We start from the raw sequence: 15,622 nt of genomic DNA, 5'->3' as shown, positions 1-15,622 counted from the left end.
TTCCTGGCCGTCGGGATCGATCAGTTGCCGAGGGTGATGGCGGTCTCGTCGAAGAACTGCTGGACCGCCTCGTCGACGCTCACCGCACCCAGGCCCAGGCTCGTGCCCAGGTCGAGGAAGTTCGCCTCGATGGCGCCGTAGCCGGCGACCGGAGCGGCCGGGGCCTCTCCGATGCGGTCCGAGACCGACTCGAGGTAGTCGGAGACCTGCTTGTCCGGGCCCTCGAGGTTCGCGCCCTCGAGCTGGGCCGAGGAGGCGGGGATGCCGAGCGTGGCGCCGAAGATCTCGCCGACCTCGGGGCTGTTGATGAGGAAGTCGAGGAACGTGGCCGCGGCCTCGGGGTGCTCGGTGGCCGAGGAGATCGCCTGCATCAGGCCGACCTTCTGGTAGAGGTCCTGGGTGCCCTCGTCCGCGGTGGGCGGCGCGGTCATGACGATCTCGGAGGCTCCGGAGTCGCCGATGTAGCCGCCGAGGAAGTTGCTCCAGCTCATCTCGCTCGAGGCGATGCCGGCGCCGAAGCCGGACTTGGGCAGCAGCTCCTGGAGGCGCGCGGCCGGCACGCCGGTCGTGGTGCGCATCTCGTCGCCCTGCTCCCAGAACGCCGCGAGGTCGTCCTCGGTGAAGCCGAGCTCGCCGTCCTCGGTGAACAGCTCCTTGCCGTCGGCGCGCAGCTGCAGCTCGAAGTTCTGGATGCGGCCGGTGTAGTCGGTGCCGCCGTAGACGGCGCCGCCGGTCTTCTCGGTGACGTCCGCGACGTAGGCCGCGTAGTCGTCCCAGCTGCCGCCGCCCGGGTAGGGCTCGAGGCCGTTCGCGGTGAGGAGGTCCTGGTTCTGGAAGATCGCCCAGGCGCTGTAGCCGGTGGGGATCGCGTAGGTCGCGCCGTCCAGCTCGCCGGTCGCGAGGAGGTCCTCCGAGATGGTGCTCTCGTCGACGACGCCGCCGAAGTACTCGCTGAGGTCGCCCAGCAGGCCGTTGTCGCCGTACTGGCGGAGGTAGGTGTAGTCGAACTGCATCACGTCGGGCAGTCCGCCGCCGGCGGCCTCGGTCTGGCGCTTCTCCCAGTAGCCGGGGTAGTCCGTGAAGGTGGAGTTGATCGTGATGTTCGGGTGCTCCTCCTCGAACAGCGCGATGGCCTGGTCGTAGCGGGCGGCCCGGTCGTCGTTGCCCCAGAAGGTGTAGTCGAGCGTGATCTCCTCGTCGGGGTCGACGGTGGCGGAGCCGGAGGCACCCCCTCCGGAGCAGGCCGTCAGGCTGATCGCTGCGACGGCGGCGATCGCCGCGGCGGCGAGTCGTGTGCGCTTGGTGCTGAACATCATCGTCCTCTCGTGAACTTCCTCGTTCCAGTCCCGGAGCATTCGACCCGAACCTACCCGACATCTGTCGGGGGTCCGCATCGGCATGTGAAACGTTCCGGGAAAGCGTTTGCCCTACGATAGGTTCGATATCGGATGGACGTCAAGTAGCGGATCCGCGGCACCGTCGCCGCACCGCGGAAGGAGACCCCGATGCCCCAGTTCGACCTGCCCCTCGAGCTCCTCGAGGAGTACGCGCCCGAACTCGCCGAGCCCGAGGGCTTCGCCGACTTCTGGCGGAGCACCGTCGCCGAGGCCCGCGCGCTGGCCGACGAGCCCGTGTTCGAGCAGGTCGACGCCGGATTCACGCTGCTCGACACCTTCGACGTCACGTTCTCGGGCTGGGGCGGCCACCCGATCCGCGCCTGGCTGATCCTCCCCCGCGGCGTCGAGGGCCCCCTCCCCGCCCTCGTGAGCTACATCGGCTACGGCGGCGGGCGCGGGCACCTCACCGAGTGGACCACCATGAGCGCCGCCGGCTACGCCCACCTCGTGATGGACACCCGCGGCCAGGGCACCGGCCACCGCACCGGCGACACCCCGGACCCCGTCGGCAGCGGCCCGCACGCCAACGGCTTCATGACCCAGGGCATCGCCTCGCCCGAGGAGTACTACTACCGCCGCGTCTTCACCGACGCCGTCCGCGCCCTCGACGTGCTGCGCGCGCATCCGGCCGTCGACCCGTCGCGGGTCGCGATCTCGGGCGGCAGCCAGGGCGGCGGCATCTGCCTCGCGGTGGCGGGCATCCTCGGGATGCTGGATGAGTCCTCGTCGGCGCAGGCCGCGATCATCGACGTGCCGTTCCTCAGCCACATGCGCCACGCCACGCGGATCATCGACACGATGCCGTACGGCGAGATCGTGAAGTACCTGCGGATCCACCGCGGCTCCGAGGAGCGCGTCTTCACGACCCTCGCCTACTTCGACGGCACGTCCTTCGCGCCGCACGCGCGGATCCCCGCGATGTTCTCGGTGGGCCTCCTCGACGACATCTGCCCGCCGTCGACCGTGTACGCCTCCTACAACCGCTACACGGGCCCGCGCGAGATGCGGGTCTACCCGTACAACGGCCACGAGCAGGGCGAGGCGTTCCAGATCGCCGAACACCTCGCGTTCCTGGGGCGGCAGCTGGGCTGAGGGGTCAGGGGGACGCCCGGAGCCGCATCGCGGCGCCGATCCGCTCCTCCAGATCGGAGAGCTCGAGGAGGACGTCGGTGGCGACCCACGCCTGATCGCGAGTCCTCTCGGTGAGCGGGAGGAGGACTCCGGCGTCGACGAGCTGCTTCACGGCGGAGCCGACGCTGGACGCCGCCCGACCGGTGATCGCCCGAGCGCGCGCAGTCGTCAGGACGGGATCGTCGAGGAGCGCGTCGAGCAGGAGCGCCGCGGAGCTCCCTGCGCGCGGAGCGACCTCCCGAGCCCAGAGACCGGGGAGCCGCTCGATCTGCTCGGCGGTGCGGCCCGCCTCCTCCGCGGCGACGAGACCCGCGGTCGCGAGCTCCCGGACGAACGGGGCGAGGGACCCCTGGCGGTACTCGTTCACCAGCGAGAAGTACCGCGAGCGCCGAGCCGCGAGCGCGGACGCGATCGGCACGACGACCACGGTCGTCAGACCCCGTCTGCGCAGGATCGCGGTGATCAGCGCCCGGCCGATCCTCCCGTTCCCGTCGGTGAAGGGATGCACCGACTCGAACTGCGCGTGGGCGATCGCCGCCTGGACGATCGGGTCGACGTCGTCCCTGTTGGCGAAGGCGAGCAGATCCGTCATGTACTCGGGCACGCTCCCCGGAGGCGGAGGGACGTGGACGGCGTCCCGGGGCGAGTAGTCGCTTCCGCCGATCCAGTTCTGCATCGTCCGGTAGGCGCCCGCGTACCGTCCGTCCATCGGGTCGTCCGCGAGGAGCGTCCTGTGCGCCGCGAGCAGGGCCTCCTCCTCGATCGTGCCGGAGAGGCCCGCGCGGTCGACCATGGTCGTCAGCGCCTCCGTCGCGGCCACCATCGACAGCGCGCCCGCGTTCGCACGACTCCCGACCGTCGCCCGCGCGTAGTCCTCCAGGGTCGCATCGACCCGCTCGATCCTCGACGACGAGACGGCCTCCGTGCGCAGCAGGAGCCGGCCGAGTGCTCCGAGCCGGTTCCCGTGCCGGGCGTCGAGACCGATGATCGCCCGACGCGCCGCGTCGAGCTCCTGCTGCAGGTCGACTCCGGCGTCCCAGGTCAGCCCGGCGAGGAGCGGCGGGAGCGAGACGACGACCGCGGACAGCGTCCTGTCCGCGCGCGATCCGGCGCGAGCGGCCTGCCGCCACGGCCGCGTCTCGGATCGATGCGGCGGCCACTCGGTCGTCGATGCCATGGACGTGCCCTCTCGCAACCCGAATCATCGCAGGAGATGATTCGGGTTGACTCTACAACCCGAATTATCTCTGGCGATGATTCGGCTTGCGGACGCGACACCGACGCCCGACACTCGTCGTTGTGTGACGCCCCGCGTCGGGCGCCCGCCGAGTCCTCCGGAGCGTCGGGCACTATCGTGCCCATGACCCGCCAGATCCGCTTCAACGCCTTCGACATGAACTGCGTCGCCCACCAGTCCTCCGGCATGTGGCGCCACCCCCAGGACCAGTCCTGGCGCTACAAGGACCTCTCGTACTGGACCGAGCTCGCGAAGCTCCTCGAGCGCGGCACCTTCGACGGCATCTTCATCGCCGACGTCCTCGGCACCTACGACGTGTACGGAGGCTCCAACGAGGCCGCCATCCGCCACGGCGCGCAGGTCCCCGTCAACGACCCGATCCTGCTCGTGTCGGCGATGGCCGCCGCGACCGAGCACCTCGGCTTCGGCATCACCGCCGGCACCGCCTACGAGCACCCGTACCCGTTCGCGCGCCGCATGTCGACGCTCGACCACCTGACCAAGGGCCGCGTCGGCTGGAACGTCGTCACCGGCTACCTGCCCAGCGCCGCGCGCAACATGGGCCACGAGGACCAGCTCGAGCACGACGACCGCTACGACGTGGCCGACGAGTACCTCGAGGTCCTCTACAAGCTGTGGGAGGGCTCGTGGGAGGACGACGCGGTCGTCCGCGACCGCGACTCCGGGGTCTTCACCGACCCGTCGAAGGTGCACGAGATCGGGCACCGCGGCAAGAACTTCACCGTGCCCGGCATCCACCTCTCGGAGCCGTCGCTGCAGCGCACCCCGGTGATCTACCAGGCCGGAGCGTCGCCGCGCGGGGTCCGCTTCGCGGCGGGCAACGCGGAGGCGATCTTCGTCGCGTCCTCGACGAAGGCCGGCCTGAAGGCCACCGTCTCGCGGATCCGCGACGCGCTGGAGGCCGCGGGCCGCGACCGCTACTCCGCCAAGATCTACACACTGCTGACGATCATCACGGCCGAGACCAGCGAGGCCGCGCACGAGAAGCACCGCGACTTCCTCTCGTACACGAGCGAGGAGGGCGCGCTGGTGTTCATGTCGGGCTGGATGGGCATCGACCTCTCGCAGTACGACCTCGACGAGCCGATCGGCAACGTGAAGAGCAACGCGATCCAGTCGGCCGTCGCCAACTTCCAGGAGGCGAACGAGGACGGCAGCGAGTGGAAGGTCCGCGACATCGCCAAGCTCAGCGTCATCGGCGGCCTCGGCCCGTTCGTCGTCGGCTCGCCGACCGAGGTGGCCGACCACCTGCAGGAATGGGTCGAGGAGACCGACGTCGACGGGTTCAACCTCGCCTACGCGATCACGCCGGGCACCTTCGAGGACGTCGTCGAGTTCATCGTCCCGGAGCTGCGCCGCCGCGGTGCTTACCCCGACGAGTACGTCGAGGGGAGCCTCCGCAACAAGCTGCACGGGCGCGGCGACCGCCTGCCGTCCGAGCACCTGGGCGCGGGCTTCCGGTACCGGGCGGCGACGACTCCGGCCTGACCTCCGGGATCACCTCCGGCTCGCGAGAACCCGTTCGGCTCGCAGGATCACTCGATTCCTGCGAGCCGAACGGGTTTCTGCGAGCCGAACGTCCTCCCGAGCCCGGGACACCTCAGTCCGCGTCGCAGCGCAGCACTCCCGCGTCGACCCGCACAACCGCCGCACGCACGTGGCTGCGCCGCCGCGCCCGATCGGCCGGCGCGTCGGCCAGCTCCGCGCCGTCCCACCCCGGATGGGTGAAGTACACGATCAGCGCCGACTCCGCGTCGAGCCCCACCACGTCCGCATGGCGCCCCACGACCGGCCGCTCGCCGAGCCGCTCCGGCGCCGTCAGGATCAGCCCCTGCCGCTCCCAGCCGCTGACCCCGTCGGGCGAGGAGTGCACGGCCAGCCCGCGCCACTCGTCGGTGATCATCCAGTACCGCCCGCCGAGCACGAACACCTTCGGCCCCTCGTGCGCCCGTCCGCCGATCGCGAGCCCCTCGACCCGCCACGACTCCGGATCGAACGGGTCGTCCGACACCGCCGCCCACGTCGTCGAGTCCTGCTCCTCGTCCTTGTACCAGAGCCGCCAGCGGCCGTCGCCGCACCGGGCGATCGCCGCGTCGATGACCCGGTCCGAGCCGACGTCGACGGCGCCCAGGCGCGTCCACGACACGAGGTCGTCACTCGCGAACTGCACGAGGGACGCGCGCCCGGTCCAGTCCGAGCGCACGCCCTCGATCCAGCTCAGCGTCATCAGGTAGCGGCCGTCGATCCGCACGATGTCGGGCGCCCACTGCGTCGACGGGTCCGGGGCGCCGGCGGGATCGAGGCCGTCGACCGTGCCGAGGTACCGCCACGACGCGCCGTCCGCCGACTCCGCGACTCCGATGCGCGTGCCGTGCACCCACTCGACGCCCGGCAGATCGAGGGCGGCCCTGCGCTGCGTGTAGAACAGGCGCCACGAGCCGTCGGGCGCCTGCACGAGCACGGGATCCGTGGGGCCGTCGAGCGCATCCTCGTAGGGCGAGCCGAGGGTGTCGCGGTGCAGCGCCGTCACCAGGCGGCCCCGATCGCCTCCGCCTCGAGCTCGCCGTCGGCGACGAGCACCTGCCAGCGCCAGCGCGCCGACTCGGCGGGCGGCAGGGTCCAGACCTCGTGGAAGAACGGCGCGGCGCACAGCATCGGCGTGCCCTCGCTCCGCACGAACCACGGAGTGGGCGCCACCGGGTTCTCGGGATCGGCGCGCATCGCCACGGTGACGCCCGCGCCGACCAGCGCGAGCCACTCCTCCGATCGGCCCATCGCCTCGGCGCTCTCGCTGCGCGGAGCGAGCACGCGGGCGCCCTCGAGGCTCGGCGCCGCGCGGAGGAACAGACCGCCGTATCCCGCTCCCGGCCGCCCGGCCGTCGTCGGCGAGCCGAAGCCGAGCGGACGGTCGGTCTGCGACGTCCACTCGCTCACGACCTCGAGCACCGTCGCGGTCGGCCCCTCGTGCACGGTCAGCCGACGCTCCTCCTCGAGGAACCGGCGGCCCCCGGCGTCGTACCAGCCCACCCGCAGCCGCACGCCGTCGTGCTCCTCCGTCACCGACTCGACGAGCTGGGAGCCGTTGTTGTCGAGCTGGCGGTAGCCGTCGCCGGCGACCCAGGTGACGCCGCCCCAGAGGTTGATCTCGTCGGCCTCGTCGCCGATGCGGATGTTCGACACGGCGAGCGAGAGGCCGTGGTGCCAGTCGTGGTCGGCCGGGCGCAGATCCGAGACGACGACTCCGGAGGGGGTGCGCAGCGGATGGACGAACGGGCGCGGCGACTCGACGTGGCGCGGTGCGTCCTCGGCGAGCACGAGGACGCCGAGGCCCGCCGGCAGCTCCACGGCGCTCATCGGCGCTGGTCCCGCACGTCGGCGCGCATCGGACCGCGCAGCGCGGGATCCGCGAGCTCGTCGATCCGCACGGGGCCGCCGCGGGTGCTCGAGAGGTAGAGGGCGGCGACGATCTCGAGCGAGCGGGCCGGTCCGGAGGCGACGTCGGGCAGCGGGCCGCCCGTCGCGATCGCGTCGTACACGGCGTCGAGGTAGGGCGCGTGGCCGCTGGGCACGTCCTCGTCGTCGGGGAACGCCCAGGCCTCCGCCTCCTCCGGCGCGACCTCGCGCGACGGCGTGATGCGCCAGTGGGTGCGACCGTGGCCGTAGAGGTGCTCGACCTCGATCGTGGCGCGCTCGGTGTCGAGGCGGATCGCGCTGACCTCGCGCGGCGAGACGGCCGACGTGAGCACCGACGCGACGGCTCCCGAGGCGAAGCGGAGCACGCCCGTCGAGACGTCCTCGGTCTCGATGTCGCGGGCCTCGCGCCAGGCCTGGCCGGTCACCTCGAGGACGTCGCCGACGAGGTGCGCGAGCAGGTCGATCTGGTGGATGCCGTGGCCGAGGGTGGTGCCGCCGCCCTCCGACTCCCAGGTGCCGCGCCAGGGCACGGCGAAGTAGGCGGGGTCGCGGTACCAGAGGGTGTCGCAGCGGGCGATGAGAACGCGGCCGAGCGCTCCGGAGTCGAGCAGCCGCTTCACGTGCGCGGCGGCGGTGCCCGTGCGCTGCTGGAAGACCACGGCGAGGAGGCGACCGGCGGCGTCGGCCGCGGCGGTCATCCGATCGACCTCGGCGAGCGAGAGGGCCGGCGGCTTCTCGACGACGACGTGCGCGCCCCGGGCGAAGGCGGCCTCGGCCTGGGCGGCGTGCACGGCGGGCGGGGTGCAGAGGTGCACGACGTCGACCTCGGGCAGGTCGTCGATGCTCGTGCCGTGCGCGGGGATGCCGTAGCGCTCGGCGAACTCGGCGGCGCGGACCGGGTCGGTGTCGACGGCGGCGACGAGGCGCACGTCGGCGCGGGTGGCGAGGGCCTGCGCGTGGAGATGGGCGACCGCGCCCGTCCCGACGAGGGCGGCGCGGAGGAGGGGGGCGGCGGTCATGGCGTCCTTGCGGCGATCGACGGTGATGCGGAGTTCCGATGCTACCCGGGTCGGGTCGCTTCTGGAAAGCGCTTGCCCGTCTCCTGGCGCTGCCTCTGTGTTCGCAACCGAGGGCAGGAGCGGCCGGAACGGCGGTTCGGGCCACGCCTCGCCGATCCGACCTCGGTTGCTGACGGACTCAGCCTCCGAACGCCTCCGTGTACAGCGCCTCGAGCTCCGGCGAGTCCTCGCCGCTCAGCCCGCAGGTCGAGATCACGCCGTCGCGGGTGGCGAGCAGGTAGGTCTCGCCCTCGGCGAACTGCAGAGGCTCGCCGTCGATCGCCGTGCCGCCGCCCTGGGGCGCCGTCACCGTGTCGCCGACCTCGCCGTGCAGCACGTCGAGGACCGACAGGGTCACGACGTCCCCGTCGATGCCGGTCACCTCGGCGCGGAAGGCGGTGTCGGAGTCGGCGATCGCCTCGGCGGTCACCACCGCGCACATCGCGCTGAGGCCGCTGCCGGCCGGCGGCTGATCGAGACGGGTCGGCGCGGAACCGGGGCCGAGCGCGAGGGTCAGCGCGACGGCGGCGGCCGCGAGCCCTCCGGCGAGCGCGCCGATTCCGCCGAAGAGGGGCGCCCGGCGGCGGGCGGTCGTGCGGGCGGGAGTGGTGGCGGGATTCTGGGTCATGGCGTCCTCCACGAGTCGGGCGAGCTGGTCGTCGCGCAGGGGCGCGAGCGACGAGGCGGGGTCGGCGGCGCGGATCAGCCGGCGCAGCTCGTGCGCATCAGGATCGGTCATCGTCCGCTCCCCTCCTCTTCTCCTGCATGTCCGGCGCCGCCGCCGGTCTTACTCCAGAGAGCCGCGAATCTCGCGCGGGCCCGGTGCAGCCGCACCGAGACGGCACCCGGAGTCACCCCGAGCACGTCCGCGATCTCGCGGGGGGCGAGCTCCTCCCAGACCGAGAGCCGGAGCAGCTCGGCGTCGGCGGGCTTCATCTGCGCGAGCACCCGCGAGACGGCGTCGGCGACGTCGTCGTCGGGCTCGGGTCCGGTGTCCCGCGGCGGGTCGACGACCAGGATGCGATGCGCCAGCCTGTCCTGCCGTCGGCGGCCGCGCTCGGCGTTGGCGAGCTGCAGGCGGGCGATTCCGATCGCCCAGGCGATCTCCTCCTCCGGCACGGCGTCGATCCGGCGCCAGAGCACGATCATCGTCTCGGACAGGACGTCGTCGGCCGTGGCCTCATCGGTCCTGCGGTGGAGGTAACGGCGCACCGGATCCGCGGTCCGGGCGACCAGCGCCTCGAACCGCTCTCGTCGCTCGTCGGCGGGAGGCATCTGCACAGTCTTCCCTGTCCGGCTCCGCCGCGATCCTTACCGGAGTCGCGAACGCCTCCCCTCCCTGCTGGTCGAGTAGCCCCGCAGGGGCGTATCGAGACCCAGCCGGCCCAGAAGAAGCCCCCCGTCGCCGGCGGATCTCGATACGCCCGCTCCGCGGGCTACTCGATCAGCAAGAAAGGGGGGGCGGACGCACGAGCACCCCGCCGCAGTGCGCGACGGGGTGCTCGAAGTGCGTGGAGCCGGGGCTCAGCTCTCGAAGGTGGCGTCGAGGGTGATCTCGACTCCGGTCAGCGCCTTCGAGACCGGGCAGGTGGCCTTGGCCTCGTCGGCGGCCTTCAGGAACGCGGCCTCGTCGATACCGGAGACCTCTCCGCTGACGACGAGGTTGATGCCGGTCAGCTTGAAGCCGCCCGCGGAGTCCGGGCCGAGCGAGACGTCGGCGCGGACGTCGAGCGCCTCGACGGTGCCGCCGGCCTGGCCGAGCACGGCCGAGAACTGCATGGCGTAGCAGGCCGAGTGGGCGGCGCCGAGGAGCTCCTCGGGGCTGGTCGCGCCGTTGGCGTCGTCGGCGGCGCGCTTCGGGAACGAGACGTCGTAGGTGCCGAGCTTCGAGCTCGAGAGCTCGACCTGGCCCTCGCCGGTCTCGAGCGAGCCGTTCCAGGCGGTGCGTGCAGAACGAGTGGGCATGGTTCCTCCTCAAGCAGACGGGGAGAGCAGTAGAACGATCGTTCTCCCCTGATGCTCCGAGCCTACGGGGAACGCGCGTTCTCCTGCAACCACCCCTCGGGATGCACAGCGAGATGCCGGTTCGGGACGCCCACCCCGGCGTGTCGCGGACCGGAGCGGCGTCTCGCGGATCAGTGCAGGACCTTCAGCCCGATCACGCACGCGACGATTCCGAACACCAGCAGCGTGCGCACGAGCGAGAAGCCCTCGCCGCCGAAGAACATGCCGTACAGCACGGTCAGCGAGGCGCCGATCCCGACCCAGACCGCGTAGGCGGTGCCGGTGGGCAGCTCGCGCATCGCGTACGCGAGGCCGGCCATGCTGGCCACGACGGTGACTCCGAACACGACGGTCGGGCCGACGCGGGTGAATCCCTCGGACTTGCCGAGGGCGGTGGCCCACACGGCTTCGAGGACCCCCGAGAGAACGAGCACGATCCAGGACATGACGACTCCTACCGAGTCAGTCTTGTCGCTGTCCGGGTACTGCTCCCTCGTCCGGTCGCCGTCATCGGCTGTCCCCCATTGTGGCAAGCCTCACTGTGCGGACCGTGTGCAGTCAGCGCGGCTGAGCGGGGTTCGTCGGCACCCCGTGCGACGGCGGATTGATCGGCGGCCCGGACGTCGCGGGCGACACCGGCGACCCGGTGGATCCCTGCGACGTCTCGGGCAGCGACTCCGGAACGCGGCCGGCGGGCTCGGCGCCCTCGCGCAGCTGAGCGAGGCGCGAGCGGAGGATCGTGGTGATCGGCGCGCGGTCCCCGTGCGCCTCCTCGTAGCTCAGCAGGGCGACGACGCCCTCCTCGTCCAGGGGGCGGATGCGCTCGGCGACCGTGCCGAGCGGGATGTCGTTCCAGTCGGGCAGCGGCAGGTCCTCGCGGGAGGGTTCGGTCGACATGGTGTTCCTTCCGTTCGCCTCCATCCCAGCGGTTCCGGCCGCCAGGCCCCAGGGGCTTGACCGCTGCTCAGGAACCGAGCCGCCCCGTCAACCGGCGGTGGAACCCGGTGCTGCGCTCGTCGAGCCCTTCGATCGACACGGTCGCGCCGTGGTCGCGGTACTTCGTCTCGATCGAGTCGAGCGCCGCGACGGTCGAGGCGTCCCAGATCTGCGCGTGCCGGAGGTCGACCACCACGTGCGCGGGGTCGTCGGCGTAGGCGAAGCGGTCGACCAGGTCGTTGCTGCTGCCGAAGAAGAGGGGCCCGGTCACGTCGTAGCGCACCGACTCGCCGTCCTCGGCGAGGATCCGCTCGACCGCGATCACGTGGGCGACCCGGCGCGCGAACAGGACCATCGCCAGCACCACCCCCACCAGCACGCCGAGCGCGAGGTTGTCGGTCGCGACCACGACGACCACGGTGACGACCATCACCAGCGTCTCGGGCAGCGGCATCCGCCGCAGCGTCGACGGACGGAGGCTGTGCCAGTCGACCGTCGTGATCGCCACGATCATCATCACCGCGGCGAGCGCCACCATCGGGATCCGCCCCATCAGCGAGCTCAGCCCGGTCACGAGCGCCAGGAGGAACACCCCGGCGACGACGGTGGAGAGGCGGGTGCGCGCGCGTCCGGTCTTCACGTTCAGCACGGTCTGCCCGATCATCGCGCAGCCTGCGATGCCGCCGTAGAAGCCCGCGAGGATGTTCGAGACGCCCAGCGCCCACGACTCGCGGCCCTTGTGCGACGGGGTGTCCGTCATCTCGTCGACGAGCTTCGCCGTCAGCAGCGTCTCCATCAGCCCGACGAACGCCACGCTCAGCGCGGTCGGCAGGATCAGCTGCAGCGTCTCGAGCGTCAGCGGCACCAGGAACGGGGTGATGCCGGGCAGCTGGCCGGTGAGGGGCCCCTCGTCGGCGACGTCCGGCACGACGAGTCCGGCGACGATCACGGCGGTGGTCACGACGACGATCGCGACGAGCGGAGCCGGCACCGCCTTGGTGAAGCGCGGCAGCACCAGGATGATCGCGAGCGTCACGGCGAAGAGCACGTACGCGACCCACGGCACCCCGATCACGTGCGGCACCTGCGCGACGAAGATCAGGATCCCGAGCGCATTGACGAAGCCGATCATCACCGAGCGCGGGATGAACCGCATCAGCCGAGCGAGGCCGGCGAGGCCGAACACGATCTGGATCACCCCGGCCAGGATCACCGTGGGCAGAACGTACTGCACCCCGTGCTCGCTCACGAGCGGGGCGATGACGAGCGCGACGGATCCGGCGGCCGCCGTGATCACTCCGGGCCGCCCGCCGAGGATCGACATGGTGAGCGCGAGCACGATCGACGAGACGAGGCTGACCATCGGATCCACGCCCGCGACGACCGAGAACGAGATCACGTCGGGCACGAGGGCGAGTGTGGTCACCATGCCGGCGAGGACCTCGCGCGACAGCTGCCGCGGGGAGCGCAGCGCGTCGAGCACGGTGATGACCCGGTGCACGGGCTGGGGGCGGGCGGGAACGGGGCGGGCGGGAACGGCCATGGGGTGGCTCCGGGGCGGGTCGGCTCTGTCGAGCGGCTGTCGAGGGAGGAGCGCCACATCGCGCCGGGACCGCTCCGGCCGTGCCGGAGAATGGGGGCGGGGAGCGGATCGACAGCAAACCTACCGCAACGTGAGGTTTGCGGACACCCCGAGCGAGCGGAGCAGTGAGTGACGGACGAGCGGACGGCCGAGGAGGTCGAGGCGACCCTGCGCATCGGCGAGCTCGCCGACCGCTCCTCGATGTCGCTGCGCACCCTCCGCCACTACGACGAGGTCGGGCTGCTGAAGCCGAGCGGACGCACGGTCGGCGGGTTCCGCCTCTACACCGAGCGCGACGTCGACCGGCTGCTCCTCATCCGCCGGATGAAGCCGCTCGGCTTCTCGCTCGACGCGATGGCCGAGCTGCTGAGCGTCGTCGACAGCCTCGAGAGCGCGGCTACCGCGGAGGAGGCGGCCGCGATCCGCACGCGCCTCGATGCGTTCGTCGCCGACGCCGCCGCCCGCCGCGCGAAGCTCGAGGAGCAGCTCGAGATGGCCGACGAGTTCCTGGCACTGCTGCGCGCGCGGTAGGCGGACGCCGTCACCGGGAACGGCTGATCGACACCACCGTCGCCGCGGCGTGCCTCAGAAGTAAGGCTCATCGACCCGATGCGGCGGTTTCCGCTCGCATCTCGGCACTCAGCCTTGGTTCTGCGGGCCGAGCGGTCCGCAACCGAGGTCGGGAGCCGCGCGGACGACTCGTACGCACCCCTCGAGCCCTCCTGACCTCGGTTCCGGACAGGACGACGACGCGGACCGACACGAACCCCCCGCCCGACGAGCAGCCGCGCAACGGCGTATCGGGACCCACCACCGCCCGGAGCCGACCCGTCAGCGGGACGCGCGCGGGGGCGCCGAGCTCTCGCGGACGATCAGCTCGGGGCGCTCCGACGAGAAGGTGGCGCCCCCGCCGTCCTCCATCGCGCGCAGCAGCAGGCCGAAGCCGCGGCGGCCGAGGCCCGCGAAGTCCTGGCGCACCGTCGTCAGCGCGGGGGTCCACATCCGCGCGAGGGGATGGTCGTCGAAGCCGACCACGCTGACGTCCTCCGGGACGCGGAGCCCCGACTCGGTGAGCCCCTTGATGACCCCCATCGCGATCTCGTCGTTGCCGCAGAACACCGCCGTGACCTCGGGATCCTCCGCGAGCCGGTGCGCCAGAGCGCGCCCCGACTCCGGCTCCCAGGTCGCCTCGAGCGGAGTCGGCGCCACGGCGACGCCCGCCTCCTTCAGCGCCCGGCGCCATCCCGTGGTCCGGCCGTCCTCGCGGCGCGACGGCGGCACGCGCACGTGGTGCACGGTCCGGTGTCCGAGTCCGAGCAGGTGCTCGGTCAGCGCCTGGGCCGCGTGCAGCTCGTCGAGCACGGCCTGCGGGATCCCCCGCCCGCGCACCCCGGAGAGCGCGACGACCGGCACTCCGGGCGGCAGCGCCGCGACCATGGCGACGCCGGGCGGGTCGAACTTCAGCACCGCGATGCCGTCGGGGCTCTGGCTCAGCACGAGCGAGAGCGCCTTCTCGATGTCGTCCGGGTCGGCCGACTCGATGACCGTGATGGTGACGGTCCAGCCGCCGGCGCGCGCCTCCTCCTCGATGCCGCGGATCGCCTCGGCGTAGCCGTACTGCGAGGTGTTGCCGGCGACGACCGCGATCGTGCGGGAGCGGCGGGTGACGAGGGTGCGCGCGGCGGCGCTGGGGCGGTAGTTGAGCTCGGCGATCGCGGCGAGCACGCGCTCGCGCTTGTCGGGAGCCACCTTCGCGGCACCCGTGAGCACCCGCGAGACCGTGGGCACCGAGACTCCCGCGAGCGCCGCGACGTCGGCGATGACCGGGGCTTTCGCCGCCCTGTCCCGCTTCATGTCGTCTCGCTTCCGTCCTCGGCCGTCGCGCTGGTGCAGGGCGAGCCACGAGGGGGCGGAGGCGACCGGCGCCGCGTCGGTCTCGGAGGCGCTCACTTCACCGCGCCGCTCGTGATGCCCGAGATGATCTTGCGCTGGGCGAAGACGAACACCAGGAGGAGGGGCAGGCTCATCAGGATGATATAGGAGAAGATCAGGTGCCAGTTCTGGAGGTAGAGCCCCGCGCTGGCCACCTGGTAGAGGTTCAGCGGCAGGGTGTCGAGCCGCCCGCCGACCACGAACAGCGCGTAGAAGACGTCGTTCCAGATGTACAGGCAGATGAGGATCGTCGCCGTCGCGAGCACGGGCATCAGCAGCGGCAGGATGATCGTGAAGAACACCCGGAACGGTCGCGCCCCGTCGACCCGGGCCGCCTCCTCGAGCTCCGCCGGGATCGTCCGGACGAAGCCGGTGACGAAGAAGATCACCGTCGAGAGGTACATCCCCATGTACACGCCGACCATGCCGACGGCGGTGCCGGCGAGTCCGAGCTGGCGCAGGAGGAGCACCACGGTCACGACGGCCGGCGGCAGGACGATGCCGCTGATCGCGAGGGCGTAGACGAGGGCCATCCCCCGCCCTGTGCGGCGGCCCAGGATCCACGCGGCCATCGAGCCGAGCACGAGCACTCCCAGCACCGACGGCACCATGACGAGCACGCTGCCGAGGAACGCCTGCACCATCCGCCCGTCGGTGAAGACGGTGGCGAAGTTCTCGAGCAGCTGCCACTGCGACGGAGCCGCGAGGTTCGGGTTCAGCGCCTCGGCCTGGGTCTTGCCCGCGGTGCTGACGATGAGCCAGAACGGGACGCCCAGGAGCAGGACGACGGCCGCGAGCGCGGCGGTGGGTTGCGCGAGGCGGGCGAGCGTCCGCGAGGCGGACGGGCGGTTCCGGACGGGGGTGGGAGCAGGTGCGGGGTTCCGCGCCGGAGCGAGCTTCTCGACCATGG

At 71.9% G+C, this 15,622-nt stretch carries 16 protein-coding genes and 1 riboswitch; of the genes, 3 read left to right on the top strand and 13 right to left on the bottom strand.

Features of this window, described 5'->3' with window-relative positions:
- Positions 1-20 precede the first annotated feature (20 nt).
- Entirely contained in the window at positions 21-1,316 is a 1,296-nt protein-coding gene (locus tag ASF48_RS01935) for an ABC transporter substrate-binding protein (protein WP_235577167.1), read from the bottom strand.
- Between the two features lie 189 nt (positions 1,317-1,505).
- On the opposite strand from ASF48_RS01935, the gene ASF48_RS01930 reads away from it, so the two are divergent.
- Entirely contained in the window at positions 1,506-2,489 is a 984-nt protein-coding gene (locus tag ASF48_RS01930) for an acetylxylan esterase (protein ID WP_055785565.1), read from the top strand.
- Positions 2,490-2,493: 4 nt separating this feature from the next.
- Here the strand turns inward: ASF48_RS01930 and ASF48_RS01925 are convergent, their stop codons facing one another.
- Positions 2,494-3,705 (bottom strand): Fic family protein, encoded by a 1,212-nt coding sequence (locus ASF48_RS01925; protein WP_055785562.1) that lies wholly within the window; start codon positions 3,703-3,705, stop codon positions 2,494-2,496.
- A gap of 183 nt (positions 3,706-3,888) precedes the next feature.
- Between ASF48_RS01925 and ASF48_RS01920 the strand changes: the two genes are divergently transcribed.
- Positions 3,889-5,274, top strand: a complete 1,386-nt coding sequence (locus ASF48_RS01920) for an LLM class flavin-dependent oxidoreductase (protein ID WP_055785559.1) — start codon at positions 3,889-3,891, stop codon at positions 5,272-5,274.
- A gap of 112 nt (positions 5,275-5,386) precedes the next feature.
- On the opposite strand, the gene ASF48_RS01915 is transcribed toward ASF48_RS01920, so the two are convergent.
- The 9 genes from ASF48_RS01915 to ASF48_RS01875 form a co-directional block, all read right to left on the bottom strand.
- The gene (locus tag ASF48_RS01915) at positions 5,387-6,316 is read right to left on the bottom strand and encodes a family 43 glycosylhydrolase (RefSeq protein ID WP_055785554.1); all 930 of its coding nucleotides are present in this window, start codon (positions 6,314-6,316) and stop codon (positions 5,387-5,389) included.
- Positions 6,313-7,140: a PmoA family protein gene (locus ASF48_RS01910; RefSeq protein WP_055785552.1), complete on the bottom strand. Its 828-nt coding sequence runs from the start codon at positions 7,138-7,140 to the stop codon at positions 6,313-6,315. The genes ASF48_RS01915 and ASF48_RS01910 overlap by 4 nt, the downstream gene beginning before the upstream one ends.
- A complete protein-coding gene (locus ASF48_RS01905) occupies positions 7,137-8,219 on the bottom strand; it encodes a Gfo/Idh/MocA family protein (RefSeq protein ID WP_055785549.1) in 1,083 nt (360 codons plus the stop codon). The genes ASF48_RS01910 and ASF48_RS01905 overlap by 4 nt, the downstream gene beginning before the upstream one ends.
- 178 nt (positions 8,220-8,397) lie before the next feature.
- Positions 8,398-8,997, bottom strand: coding sequence for a hypothetical protein (locus ASF48_RS01900; RefSeq protein ID WP_055785544.1), 600 nt, complete (start codon positions 8,995-8,997; stop codon positions 8,398-8,400).
- The gene (locus ASF48_RS01895) at positions 8,994-9,533 is read right to left on the bottom strand and encodes an RNA polymerase sigma factor (protein WP_055785542.1); all 540 of its coding nucleotides are present in this window, start codon (positions 9,531-9,533) and stop codon (positions 8,994-8,996) included. Before ASF48_RS01895 ends, ASF48_RS01900 begins: the two co-directional genes overlap by 4 nt.
- 249 nt (positions 9,534-9,782) lie before the next feature.
- The gene (locus tag ASF48_RS01890; RefSeq protein ID WP_055785538.1) at positions 9,783-10,223 is read right to left on the bottom strand and encodes an OsmC family peroxiredoxin; all 441 of its coding nucleotides are present in this window, start codon (positions 10,221-10,223) and stop codon (positions 9,783-9,785) included.
- A 170-nt stretch (positions 10,224-10,393) separates the two neighbouring features.
- Positions 10,394-10,708, bottom strand: coding sequence for a DMT family transporter (locus tag ASF48_RS01885; protein WP_055785535.1), 315 nt, complete (start codon positions 10,706-10,708; stop codon positions 10,394-10,396).
- 10 nt (positions 10,709-10,718) lie between these two features.
- Positions 10,719-10,782: riboswitch (guanidine-III (ykkC-III) riboswitch) on the bottom strand.
- Positions 10,783-10,820: 38 nt separating this feature from the next.
- Positions 10,821-11,159 carry a hypothetical protein gene (locus tag ASF48_RS01880; RefSeq protein WP_055788763.1) on the bottom strand — a complete coding sequence of 113 codons (339 nt, stop codon included), beginning with the start codon at positions 11,157-11,159 and terminating at the stop codon, positions 10,821-10,823.
- A 67-nt stretch (positions 11,160-11,226) separates the two neighbouring features.
- Positions 11,227-12,741 (bottom strand): SulP family inorganic anion transporter, encoded by a 1,515-nt coding sequence (locus ASF48_RS01875; RefSeq protein ID WP_055785533.1) that lies wholly within the window; start codon positions 12,739-12,741, stop codon positions 11,227-11,229.
- 168 nt (positions 12,742-12,909) lie between these two features.
- On the opposite strand from ASF48_RS01875, the gene ASF48_RS01870 reads away from it, so the two are divergent.
- The gene (locus tag ASF48_RS01870) at positions 12,910-13,311 is read left to right on the top strand and encodes a MerR family transcriptional regulator (RefSeq protein WP_082480919.1); all 402 of its coding nucleotides are present in this window, start codon (positions 12,910-12,912) and stop codon (positions 13,309-13,311) included.
- Between the two features lie 300 nt (positions 13,312-13,611).
- On the opposite strand, the gene ASF48_RS01865 is transcribed toward ASF48_RS01870, so the two are convergent.
- Positions 13,612-14,634: a LacI family DNA-binding transcriptional regulator gene (locus ASF48_RS01865; protein WP_055788757.1), complete on the bottom strand. Its 1,023-nt coding sequence runs from the start codon at positions 14,632-14,634 to the stop codon at positions 13,612-13,614.
- Positions 14,635-14,726: 92 nt separating this feature from the next.
- Entirely contained in the window at positions 14,727-15,620 is an 894-nt protein-coding gene (locus ASF48_RS01860) for a carbohydrate ABC transporter permease (protein ID WP_082481069.1), read from the bottom strand.
- Positions 15,621-15,622 lie beyond the last annotated feature (2 nt).

Source organism: Rathayibacter sp. Leaf299, assembly GCF_001423055.1.
Taxonomy (GTDB): domain Bacteria; phylum Actinomycetota; class Actinomycetes; order Actinomycetales; family Microbacteriaceae; genus Rathayibacter; species Rathayibacter caricis.
This window is presented reverse-complemented; position numbering and strand designations above follow the sequence as displayed.